The organism is Pseudoalteromonas sp. C2R02 (assembly GCF_018860845.1).
In the GTDB taxonomy this organism is placed as follows: Bacteria; Pseudomonadota; Gammaproteobacteria; order Enterobacterales; family Alteromonadaceae; genus Pseudoalteromonas.
Genome location: NZ_JAHKQC010000034.1, coordinates 412,935 through 439,024, shown reverse-complemented (window position 1 = coordinate 439,024; position 26,090 = coordinate 412,935). Strand labels below are relative to the sequence as shown.

At 34.0% G+C, this 26,090-nt stretch carries 27 protein-coding genes; 17 read left to right on the top strand and 10 right to left on the bottom strand.

The annotated features are described in order from the left end of the window. Window positions 1-3 precede the first annotated feature (3 nt). The 10 genes from KO527_RS15200 (at window position 4) to ybaK (ending at window position 5,441) form a co-directional block, all read left to right on the top strand. Entirely contained in the window at window positions 4-561 is a 558-nt protein-coding gene (locus KO527_RS15200; protein ID WP_216041126.1) for a molybdenum cofactor guanylyltransferase, read from the top strand. A 15-nt stretch (window positions 562-576) separates the two neighbouring features. Then, on the top strand, window positions 577-1,122 hold the full coding sequence (moaB, locus tag KO527_RS15195; protein WP_042145519.1) for a molybdenum cofactor biosynthesis protein B: 546 nt from the start codon (window positions 577-579) through the stop codon (window positions 1,120-1,122). 2 nt (window positions 1,123-1,124) lie between these two features. Continuing rightward, window positions 1,125-1,598, top strand: coding sequence for a cyclic pyranopterin monophosphate synthase MoaC (gene moaC / locus KO527_RS15190; protein WP_252733733.1), 474 nt, complete (start codon window positions 1,125-1,127; stop codon window positions 1,596-1,598). Window positions 1,599-1,667: 69 nt separating this feature from the next. Continuing rightward, entirely contained in the window at window positions 1,668-1,916 is a 249-nt protein-coding gene (locus KO527_RS15185) for a MoaD/ThiS family protein (protein WP_216041125.1), read from the top strand. A gap of 4 nt (window positions 1,917-1,920) precedes the next feature. Beyond that, window positions 1,921-2,373, top strand: a complete 453-nt coding sequence (locus KO527_RS15180; RefSeq protein WP_216041124.1) for a molybdenum cofactor biosynthesis protein MoaE — start codon at window positions 1,921-1,923, stop codon at window positions 2,371-2,373. A 76-nt stretch (window positions 2,374-2,449) separates the two neighbouring features. Beyond that, window positions 2,450-3,178 carry a molybdate ABC transporter substrate-binding protein gene (gene modA, locus KO527_RS15175; protein ID WP_216041123.1) on the top strand — a complete coding sequence of 243 codons (729 nt, stop codon included), beginning with the start codon at window positions 2,450-2,452 and terminating at the stop codon, window positions 3,176-3,178. Beyond that, window positions 3,175-3,864: a molybdate ABC transporter permease subunit gene (gene modB, locus KO527_RS15170; protein ID WP_216041122.1), complete on the top strand. Its 690-nt coding sequence runs from the start codon at window positions 3,175-3,177 to the stop codon at window positions 3,862-3,864. The genes modA and modB overlap by 4 nt, the downstream gene beginning before the upstream one ends. Beyond that, window positions 3,851-4,468, top strand: coding sequence for an ATP-binding cassette domain-containing protein (locus KO527_RS15165; protein WP_216041121.1), 618 nt, complete (start codon window positions 3,851-3,853; stop codon window positions 4,466-4,468). Before modB ends, KO527_RS15165 begins: the two co-directional genes overlap by 14 nt. A gap of 75 nt (window positions 4,469-4,543) precedes the next feature. After that, window positions 4,544-4,966, top strand: a complete 423-nt coding sequence (locus KO527_RS15160) for a hypothetical protein (RefSeq protein ID WP_216041120.1) — start codon at window positions 4,544-4,546, stop codon at window positions 4,964-4,966. A 10-nt stretch (window positions 4,967-4,976) separates the two neighbouring features. Beyond that, window positions 4,977-5,441 carry a Cys-tRNA(Pro) deacylase gene (gene ybaK / locus KO527_RS15155; RefSeq protein ID WP_216041119.1) on the top strand — a complete coding sequence of 155 codons (465 nt, stop codon included), beginning with the start codon at window positions 4,977-4,979 and terminating at the stop codon, window positions 5,439-5,441. Window positions 5,442-5,491: 50 nt separating this feature from the next. Here the strand turns inward: ybaK and KO527_RS15150 are convergent, their stop codons facing one another. The 7 genes from KO527_RS15150 to KO527_RS15120 form a co-directional block, all read right to left on the bottom strand. Next, the gene (locus KO527_RS15150; RefSeq protein WP_216041118.1) at window positions 5,492-6,214 is read right to left on the bottom strand and encodes a methyltransferase; all 723 of its coding nucleotides are present in this window, start codon (window positions 6,212-6,214) and stop codon (window positions 5,492-5,494) included. Window positions 6,215-6,823: 609 nt separating this feature from the next. Beyond that, complete coding sequence (locus KO527_RS15145) at window positions 6,824-7,072, bottom strand: hypothetical protein (RefSeq protein ID WP_042145501.1); 249 nt, start codon at window positions 7,070-7,072, stop codon at window positions 6,824-6,826. A gap of 118 nt (window positions 7,073-7,190) precedes the next feature. After that, the gene (locus KO527_RS15140) at window positions 7,191-7,571 is read right to left on the bottom strand and encodes an HsmA family protein (RefSeq protein ID WP_216041117.1); all 381 of its coding nucleotides are present in this window, start codon (window positions 7,569-7,571) and stop codon (window positions 7,191-7,193) included. A 101-nt stretch (window positions 7,572-7,672) separates the two neighbouring features. Continuing rightward, window positions 7,673-8,419, bottom strand: a complete 747-nt coding sequence (locus KO527_RS15135) for a DNA alkylation repair protein (protein WP_216041116.1) — start codon at window positions 8,417-8,419, stop codon at window positions 7,673-7,675. Window positions 8,420-8,774: 355 nt separating this feature from the next. Beyond that, the gene (locus tag KO527_RS15130; RefSeq protein WP_216041115.1) at window positions 8,775-9,830 is read right to left on the bottom strand and encodes an alkaline phosphatase D family protein; all 1,056 of its coding nucleotides are present in this window, start codon (window positions 9,828-9,830) and stop codon (window positions 8,775-8,777) included. Window positions 9,831-9,839: 9 nt separating this feature from the next. Further along, a complete protein-coding gene (locus KO527_RS15125; protein ID WP_216041114.1) occupies window positions 9,840-10,979 on the bottom strand; it encodes an alkaline phosphatase family protein in 1,140 nt (379 codons plus the stop codon). Between the two features lie 59 nt (window positions 10,980-11,038). Further along, window positions 11,039-13,342, bottom strand: coding sequence for a TonB-dependent receptor (locus KO527_RS15120; protein ID WP_216041113.1), 2,304 nt, complete (start codon window positions 13,340-13,342; stop codon window positions 11,039-11,041). 442 nt (window positions 13,343-13,784) lie between these two features. On the opposite strand from KO527_RS15120, the gene KO527_RS15115 reads away from it, so the two are divergent. The 5 genes from KO527_RS15115 to KO527_RS15095 all read left to right on the top strand — a co-directional run bounded on the left by KO527_RS15115 (window position 13,785) and on the right by KO527_RS15095 (window position 19,514). Next, entirely contained in the window at window positions 13,785-16,028 is a 2,244-nt protein-coding gene (locus KO527_RS15115) for an acyl-CoA dehydrogenase (RefSeq protein WP_216041112.1), read from the top strand. Window positions 16,029-16,261: 233 nt separating this feature from the next. Further along, a complete protein-coding gene (locus KO527_RS15110; RefSeq protein WP_216041111.1) occupies window positions 16,262-17,161 on the top strand; it encodes a Dyp-type peroxidase in 900 nt (299 codons plus the stop codon). An 83-nt stretch (window positions 17,162-17,244) separates the two neighbouring features. Continuing rightward, complete coding sequence (locus KO527_RS15105) at window positions 17,245-18,609, top strand: hypothetical protein (RefSeq protein ID WP_216041110.1); 1,365 nt, start codon at window positions 17,245-17,247, stop codon at window positions 18,607-18,609. A gap of 105 nt (window positions 18,610-18,714) precedes the next feature. Further along, window positions 18,715-19,110 (top strand): cytochrome b562, encoded by a 396-nt coding sequence (locus KO527_RS15100; RefSeq protein ID WP_216041109.1) that lies wholly within the window; start codon window positions 18,715-18,717, stop codon window positions 19,108-19,110. A 149-nt stretch (window positions 19,111-19,259) separates the two neighbouring features. Continuing rightward, window positions 19,260-19,514, top strand: coding sequence for a hypothetical protein (locus KO527_RS15095; protein ID WP_052379996.1), 255 nt, complete (start codon window positions 19,260-19,262; stop codon window positions 19,512-19,514). Window positions 19,515-19,518: 4 nt separating this feature from the next. On the opposite strand, the gene KO527_RS15090 is transcribed toward KO527_RS15095, so the two are convergent. Further along, window positions 19,519-20,169 carry a DUF6058 family natural product biosynthesis protein gene (locus KO527_RS15090; RefSeq protein ID WP_216041108.1) on the bottom strand — a complete coding sequence of 217 codons (651 nt, stop codon included), beginning with the start codon at window positions 20,167-20,169 and terminating at the stop codon, window positions 19,519-19,521. Between the two features lie 184 nt (window positions 20,170-20,353). On the opposite strand from KO527_RS15090, the gene dapA reads away from it, so the two are divergent. Beyond that, window positions 20,354-21,268, top strand: coding sequence for a 4-hydroxy-tetrahydrodipicolinate synthase (gene dapA / locus KO527_RS15085; RefSeq protein ID WP_216041107.1), 915 nt, complete (start codon window positions 20,354-20,356; stop codon window positions 21,266-21,268). 160 nt (window positions 21,269-21,428) lie between these two features. After that, window positions 21,429-22,637 (top strand): DUF3300 domain-containing protein, encoded by a 1,209-nt coding sequence (locus KO527_RS15080; protein WP_216041106.1) that lies wholly within the window; start codon window positions 21,429-21,431, stop codon window positions 22,635-22,637. Window positions 22,638-22,717: 80 nt separating this feature from the next. Here KO527_RS15080 and KO527_RS15075 read toward each other — a convergent pair whose 3' ends face one another. Then, complete coding sequence (locus tag KO527_RS15075) at window positions 22,718-25,042, bottom strand: methyl-accepting chemotaxis protein (protein WP_216041105.1); 2,325 nt, start codon at window positions 25,040-25,042, stop codon at window positions 22,718-22,720. 71 nt (window positions 25,043-25,113) lie between these two features. Next, window positions 25,114-25,779, bottom strand: a complete 666-nt coding sequence (locus tag KO527_RS15070) for a TorF family putative porin (protein WP_216041104.1) — start codon at window positions 25,777-25,779, stop codon at window positions 25,114-25,116. Window positions 25,780-26,090 lie beyond the last annotated feature (311 nt).

The window sequence follows — 26,090 nt, the reverse complement described above, 5'->3', positions numbered from 1 at the left end:
ATTATGTCTGTTTCAAATCACATTCATTTTGGTTTAGTACTTGCTGGTGGCCGTTCTTCGAGAATGGGTAGCGATAAAGCAATGCTTGTTAAAGGCAATGTTAACTTACTTGACAATGCAAAACTTTGTTTATCAACAAGCTTATGTGAACAAGTATTGATCAGCAGAAATACCGAACAAGGGATACGTGATCGCTATTTAGATAAAGGACCTCTGGCGGGTATTGAAGCCGCAATCGAGCATGTACCAAGTGGTGCTTGGCTGACCATCTTGCCAGTAGATATGCCACTTATTCGCAGTAGCGACTTAGTGCAATTACAAAAAACAGCACAAGAATCAAAAAATGCTGTTTATTTTGAATCTCATATGTTGCCTTGCGTAGTTAAAGTCACTATTGATTTAAAAGAATTTTTAAAAGATGCCTTAGAAGGCAAATATAAAAACTCAATTTACGCCATGCTAAAGACACAAAACGCACATACTTTGGCACAGGACGAACCGCTTTACTTAACAAATGCTAATACACCAAATGATTGGCAAACTGTTAAAACTCACTTTTAATTAAGGACTTCCATTATGGGACATAAAACGCCACAACCTTTCCAACCATTACAAATTGCTGTTTTAACGGTTTCTGATACACGTGATGAATCAAATGATACATCAGGCGCTGCTTTAGTTGATGGTTTACAAACTGCTGGCCATAACCTAGCTGACAAAAAAATTGTAATCGATGATGTTTATAAAATACGCGCAATTGTATCCCAGTGGATTGCGAGCGATCATATACAAGCTGTCGTTATTACGGGTGGTACAGGTTTTACATTTAGAGATTCTACACCTGAAGCATTAACACCGTTATTTGATAAAGAAGTGGATGGCTTTGGTGAATTATTCCGTCAAATTTCTTATGAACAAATTGGAACTTCAACAATACAGTCTCGTGCAATTGCTGGCATGGCTAACAAAACCGTTATATTTGCAATGCCAGGTTCAACAAACGCCTGTAAAACGGCATGGAATGACGTGATTAAGCAGCAACTAGATGCCTCTCATCGTCCATGTAACTTTGTCCCTCAACTAAAAGAATCTACCGTTGAACTATGTGAGAGCCGAGGTTAATTATGGGCTTTACACATTTAAACGAACACGGCGAAGCTAATATGGTTGATGTAACTGAAAAAGCAGTTACAGAACGTATCGCTCGTGCATCAGGGCGTGTTTACATGAAACCTGAAACTTTAGCCATGATCCGTGATAATGGCCATAAAAAAGGTGATGTATTACAAGTTGCACGTATAGCTGGGATCCAAGGCGCAAAAAAATGCTCTGATCTGATCCCATTATGTCACCCGTTAATGCTTACTAAGGTACAAGTAGATTTTACTTTCAATGAAGCACAATCATGCATTGATATCGAAACTTTAGCTAAATTAGCTGGGCAAACAGGTGTTGAAATGGAGGCATTAACTGCTGCTTCTGTCGCTGCGCTGACAATATTTGATATGTGTAAAGCCGTTGATCCTGCTATGTGCATAAGCGATATAAAAGTATTAGAAAAGCTTGGCGGTAAATCAGGGCATTATCAAGCTCAATAACACCGTCAATTATCAGGCTTAAACTTCATTTTAAGCCTGACATATAAAATCTGTAGTTAAGGGTTAAAAATGATAAAAGTATTATTTTTTGGGCGACTAAGAGAATTATTAGATTGCTCTGGATTAGAAGTCACTGATTTTGAACAAACGACAGTTGCGCAGTTGAGAATAGAGCTTGCCAATAAAGGAGCCAAATGGGCGGAATTTATTGCAGGTAACAATGCACTTGCTGCAGTTAATCAAGAAATGGTAGAAGAAACTAGCTTGGTTAAATCTGGTGATGAAGTTGCTTTTTTCCCACCAGTAACAGGCGGTTAGTATTATGATCAGCGTACAAGAAGCCGACTTCAATTTAAGCACTCAATATGAGATGTTACGTGCTAAAGATAATACTGATGGTGCGATTGTTACTTTTATCGGTCTAGTACGAGATTTTAATCAAGGTCATGATGTAACCGGTTTATTTTTAGAACATTATCCTGCAATGACAGTTAAATCTTTAGAAAAAATATCTGAACGTGCAAAAGAAAGATTTAAAGTAAATCAATTAGATATTGTTCATAGAGTAGGGCAATTAGCCTTAGGCGATCAAATTGTATATGTCGGCGTGAGTAGTCCACATAGAGAAGAAGCTTTTGCTTGCGCGCAATTTGTAATGGATTATTTAAAAAAAGAAGCACCTTTTTGGAAAAAAGAAACCAGAAAAGATCAACAACAAGATGTTTGGGTTGAAACAAACCAAAAAGACAAAGAAGCCCTAAAAAAATGGCAATAGAATAATATTGCTATAACATCACTATTTCAGAGTATTTAAAGCACTTAAAGTATAAAAAGAGAAAAAATAAACATATATGCTCACAAGATTTTTATTATTATTAATCACGGTTTTTAGCTTTCAAAGTTTAGCTACACCGCTTCGAATAGCGGTTGCCAGTAACTTTAAATTGCCTCTAAATAAAATCGTTTCACAATACCAAAAGAGCACAAATCAAAAAGTAACTGTCTCCTCTGCCTCTAGTGGTATTTTATACCAACAAATAAAGGCCGGTGCGCCTTTTGATGTGTTTTTATCAGCAGATGAAAACAGACCTACAATGCTCGTTAATGAAGATCTTGCATTAAAACAAAGCATGTATGTGTATGCACGAGGCCAACTCGTTTTTTATTCACCTAACCAAAAAATGAAATTAGCACAGGTAAATAAAGCCAATAATAAACTCGTGATCGCTAACCCATTACATGCACCTTATGGCGTTGCAGCAAAAAATGTATTAAATGATATTCTAAAAACCCCTTTTAAAGGGACTTATATAACAAGTAGCAATATCGCATCTGCTTTTCAGATTGTGCATTCAGGCAATGCCCCTGCTGGATTAGTCTCATTAAGCCATATTGTATCAACAGAAGTTAATCAAAATGATTATGTGTTATTAAACAATGACAATGCATATATTCCTCAAGCAGCAGTGATCTTAGCGCGCACAAAAAAAATGTCTCAATCAAAACAATTTATGACATACCTCAAATCAAAAGAGGTTCAAAATATTATTAAGCAGTATGGATATCAGGTGATGCCATGAATATATCACTTGGTCCTGCAGAAATAACTGCATTTTGGCTTACGCTTAAACTGGCATTATCAACAACCATTATTCTAATGTTAATATGTATTCCACTTGCTTGGTGGTTAGCAAAAAGCAAATCGTGGTTTGCCATGATCATAGAATCTATTGTTGCATTACCTATTGTATTACCACCTACGGTGCTAGGGTTTTATTTACTGATTGCCTTTTCACCGCAAACAATACTTGGTGAACAATACCTTGCTCTCACAGGGCAACAACTTGCGTTTTCTTTTTATGGTATTTTGTTTGCTTCTCTCATTTACTCTTTGCCTTTTGCCATACAGCCTTTGCAAGCAACGTTTTCTCAACTCGATACTAGATTGTTAGAAACCGCTCAATCATTAGGTGCTAAACCTTTAGATGCCTTTATTTCAATTGTATTGCCCATTTGCAAAAACGGCATTATTAGTGCTGCCTTATTATGTTTTGCACACACCGTTGGTGAGTTTGGCGTTATTTTGATGATAGGTGGTAATATTCCAGGTGAAACGCAAGTACTGTCAATTGCATTATTTGATGCCGTCGAATCACTGCAATATGAAAAAGCCCACATGATGGCCGCTGGGTTATTAGTTTTTTCTATGGTTATTTTAATTGTAATGAATATTCTAAAAAGAGGGCAATTACGTGCTACAGATTGATTGCGCTATCACATTAAATCAAAGACACTTTGAATATAAACAAAGCTTAGATCTTAAAAACCGCTGCATTGGCATTAGCGGTGATTCAGGTTGCGGAAAAACAACGCTACTGCGTATTATTGCAGGCCTTGAGACACGTGCTACCGGCATAATTACATTAAATGATTGTATATTACAAAATTCCAATAAAGCATATGTGCAACCTGCATATAATCGAGATATCGGTTTTGTATTCCAAGATACCCGCTTATTTCCACACTTAAATGTATTAGCCAATCTCAATTACGCATTAAAACGTGCTAAAAATAAAAATTTTAGTTTAGAGCGAGTAATAAATGCGTTTTCTCTCACGCCTTTATTAAAAAGGATGCCGCAAATGTTATCTGGCGGTGAAAAACAAAGAGTTGCTATTGCGCGTGCAATTTTAAGCTCGCCTAAATTATTATTGATGGATGAACCTTTAAGTGGTTTAGATTTAGCGCAAAAAAATGATTTATTGAAATATTTTAATCAAATAAAAACTGAGTTTAATCTTCCTATTATATATGTCTCGCATATTGAGCAAGAACTTAACGAACTCAGCGATGAGATCATTTATTTATAACATTAAGATTTTTCAACTGCGATTCTCAAAATATTCCTTTATTATCAATGTTAAATTTAATAAAGGAATATTCAAATGATACGTTTTATTCTACTATCAACCTTATTATTGTGCTCACATGTATTCGCACACACTGAACAAAACCCACTATTAGGGACTTGGTATTTTATATCCGGTGAATACACGGCTGAAGATGGCAAAGTAACTAAAGTGGATAACAGTAAATTTAAAGCTCTCAGAACCCATTCAGATAATAATTTTTCAGCTATTAATATGGGAATGGGTGAATATAAAGGTTTTATTGAAGGAAGCTATACACTTAAATATGACAGTCATACGCTTACGGGTACTATCATAGAAAAACCACTCAAAAGTTCTGGTAAGCATCTGATTGGCAAAACCTTAAAGTTTGATTTTGTCATTAATGGAGATATTTGGACAACACAAGGACAAGAATCCAATGTATATATCAAAGAAGTATGGCAAAAATTAGATTAAGAATTAAGTTATGACACCAGCAATTGTATTTTTAAAAAAGAAAAAAGTATCATTTGATGTTCACCAATACCAACACGAATCAGATGCGGCATCATTTGGTATTGAAGCAGCACAAAAGCTAGGGATAGAACAGCAACAAGTTTTTAAAACAATCGTGCTTGAAACTGATCAAAAAAAATTAATCGTTGCTATCGTACCAGTCGATAATCAGGTTAATCTAAAAAAATTAGCTAAAGCATGTAAAGTTAAAAAAGTGGTTATGGCTGATAAAATAAAAGTTCAAGCCAGCACTGGGTATATACTAGGTGGCGTTAGCCCATTAGGTCAAAAAAAACGTTTACCAACTTTTATCAATGAAACTGCATTAAATTATCAGCAAATTTTTATTAGTGCTGGGCGTCGTGGTCTCGAAGTGTCTTTAGCTGCAAATGACCTATCGCTATTATTACAAGCTAACTTTTATGATTTAGTTTAATAGCTGTTTAATTTATAAGATTAAACAGCTATTCATTAATTAATAAGTGCTTATTCTGGTTTTTTAAACAGTAAAGTAAAACGATCTGAATTGCCGCGTACAGTTTTACGACCCACTTCGAAACGTAATTCATCATCCGATTTATAGTGTAAATTTGAATAATCAACCAAAGTGAAACCCGCTTGCTGAATTTCTTTAATTGCCAGTACAGGATCAAAACGTCTGCCATTTTCATCATTCTTTTTTTGCATGTGTCTGCGAGTATGATCAACAACACCATAAACCCCACCAGGTTTTAAGGCTGCAAACGCGGCTTTATTAATACTTGAACGTTCTTTTTCATCAAAGTTATGGTAATTACGGAAGGTTAAAACCGCGTCTAAATCACTAACATTAAAATCAAGATTTTCTAGCTTGTAATCAACAGGGCCAATCGCTTTGACTTTATCAAAAGGTTTTTTAGTCAATAAACTATCGCTCAAGCGTTTAGTGCCAAGACTTAAATAAAATTGCCCTTTATCTCTTAAAGCGGGCGCTAATAGTTTTGTATACCAGCCACCTCCAGGAATAATTTCTAGCACTTTCATATCTTCTTTAATGCCAAAAAACTCAAGTGTTTCAGCTGGCTTTCTATTACGGTCTCTGTTTTTTTCTTTATCTGTACGAGTTTCTGAAACCATCGCAAGTTTAATATTATCAGTAAAGGTCCCAGCTAAAAGATTTGGTGCGATTAGTGTTGTTGTAATTAATAGTGGGAACAAGTATTTTTTCATCGTACTTCCTTTTATTTCTATTTTGATATACTCATCAATGGTGTGAATATTTGGATAACAAATCCATCAGCCATTTATTTTGGTTAAATAGGCATATTCAATATGTATAAATTGCCCATATAGGATTTCCAATATATGAAAGCAAGTACTTGAAAATTAGTCTTATAATAAATCTATTTATCTGTTTTATTGAAAAATTATAGAAAATAAAAAGTTACAATCAGGGATTAATATTGTTTATCTATCAACTTAGAGCAGCCAGTAGAGTTTAATTTAAATCTATGCCATTTTCTTGATAGAAGGCTTTCAAACTGTTGTTTTTTTGGTTAGAAATTTTGTTCTTAACCACATTGTAAATATAGCCTTAAACCCATACTGAATGCTATTGTATATCAAATTCGTGACTAATTGTGCATGACAACTACGAGATGAAATGAACTTATCGTACGTAATTTATAATATGAAGTTTATTTAATTTTTGTAAGTAAATCTACTTGCAAGAATGAAGTTGGATTTTGAGAGGAGCAAATAATTAAAAGGGTACTTATCAAGGTGTAATAAGTACCAATTCACTTGTGGAAATTGAACCGAAGGAATAACCTAAAAACTTTAATGCTTTGGTTTTACACCATTACGTACCATATCTTTTCCTGATTCAAATACTTCTTTAGTCACCCATTTGGAAAAAAGAAGTTTCTGGCTTTTATCAAATACAGCAACAAAATGTCGTCCATCAGCGTTATTAGTTGCTAAACCAACACCTTCAACACCGTTTAGACCCAAGCTACCATCTTCAACTGATAGTAAAAAACGTTCTAATTCAACCAAATTATCAATTATGTCTAGTTCGCTACTCATTTTTTATACTCTTAATTTGTATCTCACTGCAACTACTGCAGCTAAAGTTTTAATTAGGTGTATTTTACAGTTGATACTTGAAAAATTGAAACTAAAACTTATTAATATTTTTCAAACATTATCCTAAACCATTAATGCCTAAATATAAGCCTGAAATATACGAAATCATCCAAAAAGACCACACTAAAATGCTAAATCGGTGAAAGTTATTTAATAATTGAAGATCGTTATTACGTATAGCTAGAAATGCCCAGCAAAAGTGAGACATCATTAAGAAAAGCCCAAGAAAACCTGAAATCGAGTGAGCAGTGAATATTAAATAGCCAACATGCAAATACATTAATAGCGTACCAAGTGTATCTGTTAAGACACCTAAGCCAAACATTGTAATATGCCATTTTTTTAATTGTTTATGGCAATAGTCATTCCAAATACCAACGGAATAAAATACAAGGGCAAGGGTAAAAAATACTGCTCCCCATAAAATAAATAAACTCACTAAAATATCCTTAGATTAAAAAATGGACTTTAATCTAATTGAGAATCAATTGCACTTAAGTTATATGCATTAAATTATGACGTAAACGCGTAACGAACTAATTAGGATAATAATAAAAGCCTTTTTCGAGTGTCGGCAGGCATTTTTTCAATTGCATAACGGATCGTAGCACGTGTCATTATTTTATAATTACTCTCAATATAGGTTGCCACATCTTTTTCATGATGTAGGGATGTCACTTTTAATAACCAACCTATGCTTTTTTGCACATACTCATCAGGGTCATTAAGTAAGGTGTCACAGTTTTTAAAAATTAACCTTTTATCTAAACAGTATGTTGATTTTCCTATTTTTCTGTTAATAAACTTAACCCAAACAACATTGCTCGCACGGCGACACCAAGATACTTCTGAATATATCCAATGTTGGGTTTGCTCAATTAAATGCGGTCGAGTAAGTAAAAACTGATAAATGGTTTTAATACATAAATCATCTACTAAAGACCAATTAGATGCATAATTTTCTAACCAAAACTCAAAACGAAACAGTAAATCATCATTATAATATTTTTTAACAAATTTATTTATTAAACCAAAAGCCAGCATAACTTCTTCAGTATATTCTGCTTTAGTTAATAGGCGCTCTGATAGTGAAAGTACTTCATGTGGACTAAGTCCGTTGTGCTTAAAATGAAAGTCAGCAATGACAGATTTTATATCAGATGCATTAGCCCCAATACAATGGATCCCACTAGGGAAGTAACGTTTGGTCGCTTTTGCTTTTAAAGGCGAGCTCACTTTAGCTAGCTGAGTTTTCAATTCTTGAATATAATTTTCATGTTCTATCATAATTAAACACCGTGCTAAATATCTTGGAACCATAAAAAGTAATTTAGCATGTTTATTTAAGCTATCCCAATCAACTTAATTACCAACAAAAACGGAATCCCTGTATAAATTTCACACCGATAGGTGTATTTATATACATTTTTGGTAAGAAATATAGTGCACGTAGTGTGAGCGGGTGCTTATTAACTTTGAAAGCATATAACTAATAATTATATTTTTGATTAAATTCTACAAAAGATCTTTTTATTTTGCATTAATTAGCCTTTAAAAAATAAAAGATCCAAACCAAAAAGATTTAGATCTTTTATTTAGTAATAACAACCTAGATGGTTGATTTATTTGGTTAAAATTAAATTTAGATTTTATATGGACTGATCTCAGATAGCATAACTTGATGCCTGTGAGTTACTTTGCCACCAATATCTTTTAAACCAAATGAAATACTAGGATCTTTTTTATGCCAATCAATTAAAATCTCACCGTAATTAACCTGATTTGTAAAATTTCCAACTCTATGACTGTTAGGGCTAACGTGCTTCCATTTTTCAGTGAGACCAGAACTTGTTATTTCCCACAAGGGGTAGTCTATTAAATTATCAACTTTAGATACCTCCCCCCAATGTGTATCTCCACTAACGATAATAATGCCATTCACCTGATATTGCTGAATTAAATCCATTAAACGCGCACGATCTTCAGGGTAGTTAGCCCAAGATTCCCACCCTGTAAATTCAGGTAATAATTGAAGGCTAGACCCGATGATTTTAATCTTTGATGGTTTTTGTAACTGTATTTCTAACCAATCCCATTGAGACTCACCTAACATAGAAGCTTTGCTATCTTTATGAATTTTATACGGACCCATATTTAAAGGTTTTCGTATATTTTGATACTCACTTTTTGATAACGCTGCGAGTTTAGAGCGATTCCAACGTAAATCTGGTAATATTACCTGAACTTTTTGCTCTGCTTCACCATACATATATGAAGTGTATATGCCATCAGACCGTGTTCTCCTTATTGAGTTTTTGTCTTCGTTAAAGAAGTCGAGCATGATTTGACGGCTCTCTTCTTTTTTCGCATATTCAATGCCCGCATCATTTTCGCCATAATCATGATCATCCCATATAGCAATTACTTCGGTATTTTCTTTCAGGGTTTTTATGCCAGGAATGCTTCCAAGTTGTTTATATTTATCAGCAAGTAAGTCCATATCTTCTGTATCGCCATAAACATTATCACCAAGGAATATAAACAGATCGGCTTGTTCTTTATTAATCGCATCTAAAATAGGCATAGGTTTAGTTTGATTACCGCAAGAGGCAAATATGATTTTTTGCTCTTGCGATAACGCTAAATTGGGTAATGCCAATAAAGAGAGTACAATTGACAGTGATACAATTTTTTTCATTATAAGTCTCTACAAACTTGCATGTTGCTGATATTTTTTAAGAATAAAGTTAATAGGTTTTCCTGCGACAGCGCTAAACTGCTTTGCATCTTGCCCTAATATGGTTAAAACAGTTGCTGCAACCTGATCTTGCTTCACTTCATAAGGGGTTGGCGTAATACCTGAGGGGGTTATATCAGGGCCAATAGCTGCAAGCCAAATTTGTTCCGAACCTATAATGCCTTTTTTAAAATCCTTTAAACTTTTTAAATAACCCGTAGTTGCTTGCTCTGATGCATGATGCTGCCAATCATCAGCTGTTGCACCACGGCCATGATCAGTAACGATTAGCATCACTGTATTGTTTTTATATTCTGGTGTTGACTGAATAGTTTGCCATAAATCTGCCAAATATTGATCCGTACGTTTAGCTGCATAGAGGTATTGATCGTAATGCCCATCATGAGCAAAATCATCAGTTTCTCCCAGTGCGATATAGGTCATTTTTGGTTTGTTTTTAAGTAAATTATGTTTTGCAAATCTATATGTAAAAGAATCAAGTCGCACATTATGCCAAGGACTTGGGATCTCATCTTGCAAGGTATTTAATAATTGACTGTAGTTATCAGTTTCACTAGATTTGGCAAAACCAGCATTCACTGTCAATTTACTTCTATCGGTATTGATGATGTATGGAAATACATCCCAACTCGCAAAAGAGGCAACTTTATTTTTATACTCTTTTTGTGCATTGAGCCATTCAAGAAATGTAATATTTGGGTTATTAAATTTTTTATTACTATCAATTTTTGGGTCTGCAAAACCAGTTAAAATTTCGCTATAACCGGGATATGAAAAGTACCATTCATTTGCCACTGACATATTAGAATTTTTATTCCTATCACCAATAACAGCGCCCTGTGTAACAATACTTTGCCAAAAGAATGGCATTAGTTTTTCTCTTCTAACAGCGATATCTTGATGCCAAAAATCTCGCTCTAGCTTCGATGGGTTAGATACAAATTTTTCATTTTTAATCATGCTAAGTTGCGCACCATTGAACACTTCTTGCCAACGTAAACCATCAATTGTCACTAAGACAACATTGTCAGCAGCATTCGTTACAAAACTCACACACAATGCACTAAGGCACAATAATTTTTTAAACATATTTAAAACCTTAAAAATAGAGCAATGCATAAGCCTGCTCATTAACCATTAAAAGTTAATTAAAAATTAGCTGTGAATGTTAAACTCGCGGTACGCGGTGCACCGATAAAGTAAGAACCTTCGATACCACCTGCTAAATAGTCTTTATCAAATACATTGCTTACGACAAAAGATACATCCATCGCGCTAATGCTACCTGCGCCGATTGGAATGGCATATCCTAAATTAAAATCAACTATGGTTGCGCTTTCTAATACGTCAGTATTGTCTTTATCACCAAACCTGTCTGATGTGTATTTCATGCTAGTGCCAAAACGTAAATCCCCGTTAAAGTAATTAGCTGATAAAGATAAAACATCTTCTGCAGCACCTGCGACTTTATTACCCGCAGTGCCATCCGCTTCTGATATTTCGGTGCTTGCATATTCAGAGCGATTATTTGTATATGAACCTAAAATAGACCAGTTTGATGACACATGATAAGTTGCGCTTAATTCAACCCCTTGTGATTCAATGCCACCGTCATTTCGATAAGTGCCATTTTCACCATCATAATCAGGTGCCCCCGGTGTATTAGCAGAAATAAAAGTAATACGATTATCAAAATTAATTGTGTAGGCAGTCAGTGATAGGTTTAAGTCTTGTGTTTGGTAACGTAACCCTAAATCTATATTATCAGCTGTTTCAGGCGCAATTTCGGATAAATCAGCAAGTCCTGATTCTAAGATTTCATCTTTTATCGCTGAAAAGTTTTGGCTAAAGCCTGTAAATATCTCTAATGAATCTGAAATATCATAAACTGCACCTAAACTTGCTAATAAGTCTGAATCACTATTAATTTTACCGGTTTCTTTATCAATAAAATTATCGACCCGATTAATATCAACTAAATATTGCTGTACCCCTGCATTAAGTGTTAACGCATCAAAATTGATATTATCTTGCAAATACCATCTAAATGTTTTGGTTGTGTAACTTCTATCATATTGCGTTCTATAAGCGGCTTCATCGTAAGAAGGCCCTTGACTAGCATCGATTATTTCATGCCAATCTCTTTGCTCACTTCTATCTGAATTTTCATACCAAAATCCAGTTTTTAAATTATGCTGATCAAGTTCTAAATTATAGTTCGTTGTAAAACCATATCTGTTTTTCTGATAATGGGTATGACGATATGACATGACAGCAACCGCATCATCTTGATAACAATCAGGGTGTAACATAGGATCGCCGCCATATTCTGCCATACAATTTTCATCTGGTTGTAATGGATTGCCATCTGGGTCGGTAAAACCATATTTAATGGTGCTTCCGTCTTCAACATCTTCATCAACAATATTGCCTTCAGCATCAACGGCGGCATTCATATACGGAGGCATCCAATCACCACGACCCTTGTTTACATGATAATAAGGTGTAAATTGGATAGAAGAATTATCTGAAATTTCATAATCTAATTTTACATACGCTAAACTATTTTCACGTAAAGTAGACCAACCTTCAGCAAAGTTTTGATCGTAATAAGGTGTACCAGTCCAATCACCAGTGAGTCGATCTGAATCAGGATTTCCATTAAATTGCTCTATTGAAACACCATTATAATTATCTTCTTCAGTATCATCATAAGAAAAGCGTGCAGTAATTGCTAAGTCACCAACCCAAGACTCAAGTTTTGCTTCAAAGTGTTGACGTTCAGCTCCCGCGTTTGAACCTTCGTCTATCCAACGCTTATTACTTGTTTGAGAATAGCTAAACATGGCATAAGTGTCTGGTGCAATTTCACCAGTTTCATGACGAACAAAATATCGCGTTGCATCATGATCGGCATTTGTATAAGCAAAAGTTGTCATTTGCTCTTCACTTAAGCGCTTTGTTATAAAGTTTAAATTTCCACCTAAAGCCTCTAGTGATGCAGATGAAATATCAGAAGTACCTTGCGCTACTTCAACGCTTGCCATATTTTCACTGTCAATATAACGATTAGCTTTAGCGCCACCGCCATATCCTGAGCCACCATTAGGCACACCATCAATTGTCATGCCTAATTGTTGTTCATTAAGATTAGTCGAAAATCCACGCATACTGATAGTCGTTGACCAATCATCACCGCCAAAAGCGTCACCTTCACTAATAATGACACCAGGTATACTTTTTATGGCCGCTAAAACACTGTTATTAGGTGATTGGCGTTCAATTTCATCAAGCTTAACCACGTTATTTGCATGAGAAACCCGCTTTCCAACAACTGAGATTTGTTCTATGACTTTATCATCTTTATTATTTAATTCTTGTGCAGACGCTGAACTACACAGCGCCAAAGATACTGCAGTAGCAACTAGATTAGATGATTTAGAAAAAATCATTTATAACTCCATTATTAATCATTAAATGAATCATGCTTCATAGTTAAAAGTAACGAGCTAACTTTATAAAAAATATTTTGCTAGCAGCAAAACAGTCAACAATAAAAGTTTGTTTTTAAATTTGCGGCTATTTTTAATAAATTTAATGACAAGTGCATTACAAGGAAAAGTCAATTTGGTGAAGTTAACAAGTCACTTTTGTGTATATAAATCAATAATTAACCAGTGAAAAATAATATTTAAGACCCCTTAACCATAATAGAAATAATTAATTTCAACCTCTTAATTTAGTATAAAAACTCTAACCTGTTGAATTTACTCGGTTATATAAATAAAAAAATCTAAAATGATAATTTTTTGTTAAAAAAACGAATAGAGTAATTGATCTAAACGGATTTTTATGACGTAATAGGGATAATTAAACTGGTCAGATGAGTCGATTATGAGCCTTAGAACAACATTAAGAAAAGTATTACCTACAATTTCAACAACAGAACAAGAAGCATTGGATGCCGGTGATGTATGGTTAGAAACTGGTATTTATCAAGGTAAACCTGATTTTAATGGCCTAAGATCAATTCCAGTTGCAAAGTTAACCGATGAAGAACAAGCTTTTTTAGACGGTCCTGTAGCAGAACTAATAGACATGATTGATGATTTTGAAATCCAAAATAGCATTCATCTTCCAGAAAAAATATTAAACTTCCTTAAAAAAGAGCGCTTCTTTTCTCTTATTATTCCTAAAGCATATGGTGGTCGTGAATTTAGCCCTTATGCAAATTCAACAATTGTAGGCACTATCTCTACTAAAAGTTCAGGTGTTGCAGTAACTGTGATGGTTCCTAATTCACTAGGTCCAGGCGAACTACTAATGCATTACGGTACCGATGAGCAACGTGCATTTTGGTTACCTCGATTAGCTGATGGTACAGATATCCCTTGTTTTGCACTTACAAGCCCAGAAGCGGGCTCTGATGCTGGCGGTATACCTGATGAAGGAATCGTCACTATGGGTGAATACAAAGGTGAGCAAGTTTTAGGTTTAGAAGTGACATGGGATAAACGCTATATTACTTTAGCGCCTATCGCGACAGTATTAGGTTTAGCCTTTAAAGTTAAAGATCCACAAAATTTATTAAGTGCCGATCAAAACCTCGGTATTACCTGTGCCTTGATCCCACATGATCATAAAGGTGTTGAATTAGGTAATCGCCATAAACCTATGGGCGTAAACTTTTATAATGGTACGACTCGTGGTGATAAAGTATTTATCCCAATGGAGTTTATTATTGGTGGTCAAAAGAATATAGGTAATGGCTGGAAAATGCTTGTAAGTTGTTTAGGTGCAGGTCGTGGTATTTCATTACCAGCAATGGGTGCATCAACAGCTCAGGTGTCTTTTAAAAGTGCTGCTGAATACTGTGCAGTTCGAGAACAGTTTGGCTTATCAATCGGTCAATTTGAAGGTATCCAAGAAAAACTAGCTGATATTGCAGGTAAAGCATTCTTACAAGAGTCTATGCGTGTATTAACAACTGAAGGTTTAGGTATGGGTCTAAAACCGGCTATTGTTACTGCAATTGCAAAATACCATATGACTGAAATTGGCCGTGATGTATTGAACTCAGCTATGGATATTCAAGCAGGTAAAGCAATTCAATGTGGTCCACAAAATACCTTAGCACAAGGTTATATTGCACAGCCGATAGGTATTACAGTAGAAGGTGCAAACATTTTAACCCGTAACTTAATGATATTTGGTCAAGGTGTGATGCGTTGTCACCCATATTTACAAAATATGGTAGAAACAATTCATAGTGACGAAAATGGTTCAGATAAAAAGTTTAACAAAATCTTATTAAGTACTGTTGGTTATAGTGTATCTAATAGCTTACGTGCTTTCAGTTTAGGTTTAATGCCATTTATGGCAAGTGCAAACTCAAGTTTAGCTGAAGTACGCCCTTACGAAAAAGCGATAAACAAACTCGCTTCTAAACTTGCTGTATACGCAGATTTTTCATTATTAGTACTTGGTGGCAAATTAAAGCAAGCTGAAATGTTATCTGCCCGCTTAGGTGACGTTATGAGCTACTTATATGCTGCTATGGCATCAATTAGATACTACGAACAAAAAGTAGCAACTGAAGATAAAGAGCAAGCAAAAGCTTATTTCCACTATGCGACACGTTGGTCTTTATTACAGGCAGAGCAAGCATTGTTTAAGTTCTTAGATAACTTCCCATCAACAGCCACTAAACATTTGATGAAATTATTAACACTAACTTACAATGAAAAAATGCCTAAAATTAGTGATGATTTAGTACGTGAACTTGCAAAACAAGCACAGCTAGATACACAAATTAAAAAGCAACTAACACATTTAGTAAAAGTAACACCTGGTAGCGGTCATGAAATTAATGAGAATGCATATAAAGCGAAATTAGAATGTTTAGATTTATTAGCTAAAGTTAAAAAAGGTTTACGTGCCAAAGTATTTAAATCAGGTGTGAGATTTCCTGATACTTTAGGCAATGCTTTTACTGCAAATGTCATTACAGCCGATGAACTTAAAAAGCTACTTGATTATAATACTAAACGTGAACTTGCAATTCGTGTAGACGAGTTTGATTTTGATATGAATTTATTAAGTACAGATACCAATGAAGTAGAAAGAAAAATTGCATAATCCCCCCAAATCAACATTGTAACAAAACGTCACTTTAACCCAGTGACGTTTTTATTTTAAATTGTTGAACAAGTAAACTAGCGTGGAGCCTTGTTAATGGATTAACAAGGCTTTTTTATTACCGACTCGTATATATAAATAAATTAAGTGTATTACAACGCACAAGCCTGTATTAATACCAATAATCATATATCCTGTTATCTTATTTTGTTAATTTTTGACAGGGGCCTTATATGTCTTCTCCTCAACCTGGCATATTTGTAGAAACAAGTAACCAATTCTATTTTCTTGAATATCAAGTAGATCACAACTTACCGTTAAATGAAATCAAGCAACAGCTTACAAAAGCACTCGATAACCAAAACAATGTCAATCTGGTGATTGCCTTCGGTAAATCTTTGCTTAATAAGCTTGAAACACAAACAAGCATCTTAGAACTAAACGAGTTTAAAACCATTAATGGCGTTAAAAATTTCACAGCTGAAGGCACACAAAGAGATGTGTTATTTTGGATCCACAGTAATAATATCGGAAAAAACTTTGATGCTATGATGTCAATTCATAATGCAATGAAATCAATCGCCACAGCTGAGCTCGATTTACGCGGTTTTACATATCACGACGATAGAGATTTAATTGGCTTTGTAGATGGTTCTGCCAATCCAAAACTTGCAGAGCAACATCAAGTCGCCTTGATCCCTCAAGGCGAAAAGTATGCCAGCGGTAGCTACATGCTTACTCAGAAGTGGTGTCATAACTTAGCTGAGTTCAATAAAATACCAATACCTGAACAAGAGCAAACAGTAGGGCGTACTAAAATAGACTCAATTGAACTTGAAGGCGAAGACATGCCAATAAATTCACATGTTAGTCGCACAGATGTGAAAGTAGATGGTCAGGCAATGAAAATGTATCGCCGCAGTGCGCCTTTTGGTAATACTAGCCAAAACGGTTTGTATTTCTTATCTTTTGCTTGTGAAATGCAAAGGTTCACCAGCCAGTTAAATAGCATGTATGGTTTAACTGAAGATGGTATCCACGATAAATTAATTGAATTTTCTAGTGCTAAAACTGGCTCATATTGGTTTGCGCCTGCTGTAGATGATTTAAAACGTTTTATTCAGTGTAATTAAAAACTTTATAATAACTCATTGATAAGCTAGACTAATATTGAAATTCATAAGATATTAGTCTTTTGACTGAGGTATATACACGAGTGAATAAAACATCTTTAAATCAAGAAGAAAATCTTTCTTTTGCTATTAGTCATCAATTATTACCACAAGCACATCAAAGGCTAGACCTTTACTTTTCAATTCCAGTTGAAATGGGGATCAACCCACATACTTTATCTGAAGAAAATTTTTTTCATAGCAGTATCAATACCCGAAGCGCTTATTATTCTGACCAACTACATTTACCATTAGTACGAAGCCGTTTTATTGCAAAACAAAAAGGTGAGCAAACAGATTATCGTGTAAACCTAAACTTATTTTCATATCAAATAAGAATTGCCTTAAAAACAGATATTAAGCAAACCTTATTAATAAAAGATGCTGATGAGTTTTATGCTAAAGCCGATGAAATTGTAGAACAAATTACTTCATTACTTAAGAAGCTACGTCGTTATACTCCTCCAGATAAAAAGCTAAGTTCATTTTTTGAAAATGCAGATAACTATTTAAGTTGGAATGTTGAGCAATCATTTTTAAAATTACTCAGCAATGGTCCAAAAAGCAGTGAACATGCAGAAGTCAGAGAAAAGCTATTTGAAGTTTGTCGAAACGAAAATGAATATCGCACCACCAATCAATATAATTCGGCAACAACAATTGATGATCCCAATCGGATCTCCAATAAAATGCGTTTATTGCAAAGGTTAATTGAATATGGCGTTGTATTTAAAAAAGAAAATAGAAAATTAAACATTAACTATAAAAAAGTTGTTCGCGGCTTAGTAACAGCAGTTATTATGGCTTTTGTGATGATGTTGATATTACGTGCCCGTACAACATTTACTGAAATCACATTGTTATTAGTCTCTTTTCTTGGGTTTATTTATGGCTTACGTGAAATATTTAAAGATGATATCACAACACTCATTTGGAATTATTTGAAAAAAGGCAGACCCAAATGGCAGAATATCTTCACTAATAGTGCAACAAAAACCAAAATTGCCGTGCAAACCATTTGGTTAGAATATATTTCAAAAACAGATTTACCGGAACAAGTAAATAAACTTTTTCAAAGCCGTCGACAACAAAACAAACAAGATGCTCAATTGTTGCACTTCAGAAGCGATACCAAAGTACTTGTAAAAGACTTTATGCCCGGTTATGACGAGATCCAAGAGCAAATATTATTTAGCTTAGCGCCATTTGTAAGATATTTAAAAAAAGGAGATGGTAAATTATATAACTTTGAGGGTAACAAGATCAGCAAGCAAGCCGTTGAACGCAGATATCAAATTAATTTAGTTATGGTGCAAACTAATAAAGACAATAAGCAAGAGTTACAAAGGTATAAAGTAACTTTAAATCGTTCTGGTATTATAAATATTGAAGGGATCACCACAAAATAATAGTAATTAGTTTTTTTACTTTCTGTAAAGCCCCTTACAAAATAGTCATTCAAAATGTATGCCCAAATGTTATACTCTCGGAGAAATCACACTTTAGGCTATCAAATGAAAACCATATTTTTACTTCTCTGTTTATTTAGCACTCTTGCATTGGCAAAACCTGAGGTAAAACCATTTGATCTCGAAGCAAATATGAAAAATATGGGATTACAATTTAAAAAAGCAGTTAAAGCCCCAAATCAAGAGGTATTAACTGAACAATTATTAAAACTGACTAAGCTTGTTAAATTAAGTAAAACCGCTAAATTTCCAGATGGTAAAAAATCCATCTCTATAGAAGGTTTAAACAAAGTAATTAAACAAATAGAGTTATCTCAAAAGCTAAATTCTGATGGGAAGTTTAAGCAAGCAAAAGAAACACTAATGAAGGTGGATAACTTAAGAAAAGAATATCATGAGCACCATAAGCCACCGAGTGTTTGGAAATTGATTTTTGGTTAGAAATTTAGTTTTAAACCATCAAAATATGATACAAATTAATCACTACGCTCACTTTATCAGCAAACAAACATAATATTGATAAATATACTGGAATATTCATAAAACACTGGTATAACAAATAGTAGAAGGTTTGTTATAAGTGAGCAGATATGAATACCGAATTAAGCCGTGAATGTTTAACAGCCATTGAGTCTCATGATGTTAAACTTGATATTTTTGAAGAATTAGAAAAACAAAATTTAAATTTGACCCAAGTGATCTCATTACTTGCTCAATATCAATCTATCAGTGAAAACGATGATGATGATATTGCTGATACTTGGTTAGACGGCCTCTCTGATGTTGACCGCCAAATTTTAAAAGCCTTTGAAATTGCTCGAGGTCGTTACGAACAAGGTCATTAACGCCTTAATTAGATAAATCGTACTGAGCAATAGTTTTATCTATAAACCTTGCTCGATAACTTTGTGCTCGTTCATGTGGCGCAAAATTACTCAATGATTTATTTAAATACTTTATTGCTTGTCTGACCTCATTTTTATTTTCATCAGTGAGCTCATCAACACTATGGCAATGTGTTATATTCATAATAACCATCATGCCAACCTCAGCTTCAACAATTTCTTCTATATAGCCGTTTTGTGTCGTTAAACTAAACTTGCCATTGATAAAATGCTGCCATTGACTCTGAACATGTTCTTGAAGCTGATCAGTAAAGGTTTCATCTTCACAATAAAAGCCTAGATTTTGTAAATAAGATAAATGCGTACAATACTTATTAAAAAATAACTCAAATGCTTGTGATGGCGTGCAATCCTCAATACTATTAATTAATTTAGCCCATTTATCACAGCCTCTAGCGTAAAAATCCCAATACTCTTTACATTCATGTAAACCATAATAAGAGCTACACTCGATTTGACTATTTAATCGATACGCTGGTTTGGGGAATATACCCAGTTCTTGGAGTCTAGTTAATTGCTCAATATCAATAGAGCACGACTCTAAAACCTGGTTTTGATCGTAAAAATGTGAAGATAAATATTCAAATAAGCTCATTAGGTTAATACTGTTGATTTATACAGTGGTTGTATAATGCAAGATATCAGCATTTATTTCAAGCAGATATTTATCACTTAGTATAATCAGTAACAAAAAAAGCTGAAAAAACTGGCTTCAAAGATGCTAATTTTGCGAAAAATATGGTACAAATAGGAAAATTTTAAATAATCAAATTATGCTAATGCGCTCTATAGAACAAATCAAACAAGCAAGTCTTATCACAGCGATCAAAACACCGTATTTAAGCAACGGAGATATTGACCTTAAAACTTACGACGCATTAGTTAATGCTCAAATAGACAATGGCGTAGAAGGTATTGTTGTTGGCGGTACAACAGGTGAAGGTCAATTAATGAATTGGGAAGAGCATCTTATGCTAATCGCCCATACCGTTACTTTATTTTCGGATAAACTGATTATTATCGGTAATACAGGTAGTAATAATACAAGAGAAGCCATAAAAGCCACAGAATATGGGTTTGCGACAGGCATGCATGCATCTCTTCAAATAAACCCTTATTATGGACGCACATCAGTTCGCGGTGTTAAAGAGCACTTTGAGAGACTATTAGCATTAGGTCCTGCTTTTGTTTACAACGTACCAGGGCGTACAGGCCAAGATTTAACACCTGAAATCATTGAACCACTAGCCAAACATGAAAACTTTATCGGCGTAAAAGAATGTGCCGGTAATGAACGCATTGCTGCCTATGAAAGTAAAGGCATTGCATGTTGGTCAGGTAATGATGATGAATGTCACGATGGTCGCCATTTATTTAACTCTCACGGTGTTATTTCAGTGACTTCTAATTTATCACCAGCATTAATGCGACAATTAATGGATAAGCAAGATGATGTGCTAAATAAACAATTAATACCTTTAATGAACTGGTTATTTTGTGAGCCTAATCCAATTGCGATCAATACAGCATTAGCAATGACATCAGCTGCTAATCCAGTATTTAGATTGCCATATTTGCCGCTAACACTTGAACAAAGAGAAACAGGCTTAGCATTAATGTCTGATATCAACTCTTCAGATTTAGTGGGAACTACACTTAATGTTATGTCTGATGATGATTTCATTATTTGCTAACTAGCGCAAAAGTCATATAAAAAATGCCTTCATCTAAAAGGCATTTTTTTTCTGGTCATAGGTTGTACCCAACTAAATTGTAACCCTAAAGCGCGATTCATATTAGATTCAGTTTACTTGCTCTTTAATAAGGTAATAAATACCAAAAGAGTAAGCTGAAATGAAAAATATAATAATTAGATTTACCATATATATTTTAATTGCTGTAACGTCTTTATCGAGTTATTCAAACGAAGAATATGAATTCACTGAAGCAGAACTGGCTCAAATGCTCGCGCCAATCGCGCTATATCCCGATAGTTTATTAACACATATCTTGATTGCATCAACCTATCCTCTTGAAATAGTGCAAGCACACAGATGGCAGCAAGAGAGTGAATATTCACGCCCAACATTAGAGAGTCAAACTTGGGATCCCAGCATAAAAGCCCTGATCCCATTTCCTAAGATCATTGAAAAATTAAATACAGACTTAAATTGGACACAAAACTTAGGTGATGCATTTTTAAATGATGAGCAAAGCATATTAGCAAGCATTCAAATATTACGTCATAAAGCAAAGCAAGCTGGTAATTTATCCCAAATGGGTAATGTTCAGATCAGCCAAACGAATGACAATATCATTATCAAAACAATTCAAAGGGAAGTGGTATATGTGCCTTACTATGATACTCGTGTAGTGTATGGAGATTGGCATTGGTCACATCACCCGCCAGTATATTGGCAGTATGCACGTCATCATAATTACTACCACCGAGATGTATTTTCTTGGTCACCTAGGGTACATATTTCGTTTAATCATTTTTTTACCACATTCCATTGGCATAATCGCCATGTGATTATTAGGAAAAAATACCCAAGGAATCATCACAATATCACAATAGTAAAACCTAAACGTTGGCACCATAACCCAAAACATAGACACAATGTTGCTTACCGTTCAGTTAAAGTAAAGCAAAAATATCAAACCAACCGAGCTGTGGTATCACAAAATAACATAGTTAAAAAATTAGCCATACAAAAACCGTATAAAAAAAATGTGCTGGTAAATAAACACAAAACATCTTTTAAAGCCAATACTCGCCATAATCAGAAGGTAACAAAAGCCAGCTCAAAACATACCAAAGTAATTAAAAATCAAAATTACAACAAACAAAAAGTTGTAAAACAAATTAACAATCGAAAACATAAAACCACTCACTTTAAATCATCAAAAATAAAAGTGACAAAAAACAATACTCATAAAACTAAAAGCAATAAATCAACAAAAAGTAGCGTAAGAAAAAACAACCATCAAAATAGACATAAACACAAAATTAAGAGAAAAAATCAGAGCAATAAAGTTAAAAATAGAAGAGAGCATCACTAACTCTATAACGAAAAAAACCCTGCAGCATTGCAGGGTTTTTATTAAAAAGACTAGGCTTTTATCTCGTTAATTAATAATAACTAGTACTTAAACTTCCTAACAATACTTGACATATTAATCGCTAATTTGGCCAATTCATCAGATGCTTGCGCAGTTTGTAATGATGCGCCAGCAGTATTTTCTGTATAACGAGATATCTCAATAATATTATTATGTACCTCTTCTACATTGGCATTTTGTTTACTGGCAACCGTTGCATTTTCAGCATTTTGGTTGCTTACATCTGATACTAGATCTGTCACTAAATGCAGACTGCTAGTGGTATCTTTTACCAGAGTAATTCCATCAATAGCTTGCTGAGATGCACTACTCATAGCACTTACTGAACGATTTGATGATTCTTTAAGTGCAGATATTTTATTTTGAATTTCAATCGTTGACTGTTGTGTTTTACCAGCTAACATTCTGACTTCATCTGCAACAACTGCAAAACCGCGTCCTGATTCGCCGGCTCTTGCGGCTTCTATCGCGGCATTTAAAGCAAGTAAATTAGTTTGGTCTGCGATGCTATCAATCACACCTAGAATACTACTAATATCTTGTACTTGTATTTCTAGCTCTTTTAATTCAGTCGATGCACGCTCAACTGAGCCCACCAAATTGTTAATCGCACCTTGAGAGTCTCTCGCCACTTGGGCACCATTAATAGACTCTTGATTTGCACGATCCGTTAAAGTGGCAGTTTGCTCTGTATTCATTGCTATTTCAGTAATGCTACTACTAAAATTGACCATGGATTGAGATGCTTGATCTGTTTTACTTTTTTGTAATGTCACAACTTCATTCGTTTCTTTTGTTACACATGATAACTCTTCTGACGCTGAAGCTAGTTGACCCGCATGTTTATCAATATCTATAATTACATTTCTGATATGTGCTACAAACTTATTAAAAGCTTTACCTACATCTCCAATTTCATCTTTACGTTGTGCAAGACACAGAGATGCAGTTAAATCACCTTCACCTTCTGAAATATCAGTTATGCGATCAACAAGTAAGTTGATGGGTGACACAAGTACTTTAGTAATATATAAGCCAATTAAAATACTCAATATTGCTATAACGATTAAGCATATAATGGAATAAAAAAATAAGTCATCAGATAATTTATATGCATCCGAAAACGCTTCATCAACATCTATCTCAGCCATTAAAGCCCATTTTAATTGACCAAAATTGATCGATGTATAAGCAGATAATACCGGTACATCTCTATAATCTGCGAATATATCAACCCCTTCAATCCCCTGTAAAGCTTGAGATACACCACTAGTATCAACAAATTGTAAACCTATTGCCGAATCGTTTGTTTCTATTCTATTTGTATTAGGCTGTTGTGATGATTGTTTTAATGCTTTGATGTAATTTGTTTTATCTTCAATTAAAAAACGGCTTTCACTACGAAGCAGTTTGTCTTGACCGACAAGGTAAGTTTCACCAGATAAGCCTAGACCGACATCTTGCCATTTTTGTTTACTGGTCATGGTATTATTAATACCATCAATTGGCATTTGGTAAATAAGCACAGCAATTGTTTCACCTAACGCATTTTTAATAGGTGATGATATAAACGAAGCAGGGAAGTTGTAAGATGGAAAGTAATTTTTAAAATCAACTAAAGCGGTGTGATTTACATCAAATGAACCAACTGACTGTCTAAAAGCATCTGCAATACCAGAGTTTGAGTAAGGACCTTGCTTTAATGAAGTGGCAAAATCTAATTCTTTATATACTGAGTAAACAATATTACCGGTTTTAGCATCCGCAATAAATATATCGTAATACCCAAACAAATTTAAGAAATCACGAAACATACCATGATATTTTTCGTGTGTTGTATCGTAATCTGTATTACCACCTGAGTTTAATTGATCTTTACTTCCTAGCGGAAATTGATTAGAAGAAATATATTTATTTTGAAAATGGACACTACGGTCACTTAGCTGTGATAATTTTGAATTAGCATTAATTTTTGAATTCGGATTTTTTTCATTAAAAGTTTTCGTAAAGTCAGACTGATAATATCGAGAAAGATTACTTTTATTAGTAGTTGTTGCATTAAAATCGATATTTTCTTGATTATAAGATGATATAAAATCGCTAGAAGCATCAATCACTGCAGGGTTTTTTGACATACTGATAATTTGAGAATTAATTGTATCAAAATACGATTCTATTTGTGTTTTTTTTAATTCTCGTAAAGAGACCAGTCTTTCTTTAGTTTTAGTTTCTAGCGCATTAAAAGAGGCCTGATTTGCTTCTAATGTAATGATTAAAGCAGTTATAAGTGCGGGTACTAGTGCTAAAAATATAGCTTGAAATATTAATTTAGATTTAAGTTTCATTACTGTTCCATTAGCAATTGAAAATAAACCACTTAGGGAACTAAGCGGCTTTATATTTATGAATGTATTTTTTAAAGATCAAAACTGCGATTATATGAGACAGATATTAAATCATCATCAAATGCTTCATTACCATCTACAGTTGTTACCATTAGACTTAAACCACTGATATGAGATAGGGCAATACTAAAATCACGATAATTTTTAGCATCTTTTAAATCATAAAAACCCGCATGTAAATCTAAAGATAAATCATTCGCTAATTCAAATGTGTAGTTACCTTCAAAATAGGTAGAATCTGTAAAACTATCACCCCATTGACTATCAACTAATGTTGAAACACCTAAACTCAGGCTATCAATGCTTACTTTGATATAAGCTTCACTGAAATGGTTATCTTCACCGCCTTGATAACCGTAATATATATAACCAAAATCCACATCAGCGCCATTAATTTCAGTTGTATAACCTGAATAAAAATCATATTCAAAGTCAGTTTCATCACCAAAATCAACTGTTGAAAACCAAGTTCCAGCATAAAAGCCAGATTGATGATTATAATCAGCACCTGCAGAAACCGCTGGTTTTTTATCTGATTGCGTAATACCACGCCATATATAATTACTGGTTATACCAACATTAGTTGAAACCGTATGTTCTGAGGATGACAGGTCGTTAGCCACAGCTGTATTTAAGAAAATGCCAAGAAGGGCAGAAGTAAGTAAAGTTTTATTCATAAGTTTTTATAATCTATTGTATTAAAGAAATTTATTATTATAACTATTTGATCTATCGAAAGCGGAACACACTCTAGTTTAAATAAGGGATTGATTCAACTTATATTACATAAATATTACAATTTGAACGAGAATCATTATTAACATGAGATATCCTAAAAACCAGTATCAATGTAAGCATCTGATTATTAATAAAAAGGAAGGTTTAAAATTAACTATTCTATTTTTTATAAATATCTTTTGTTACAAACTAATCATCTAAAAACGCAACAATACCCATAAAGGGAACTTATTCTGCAATAAAACAAACA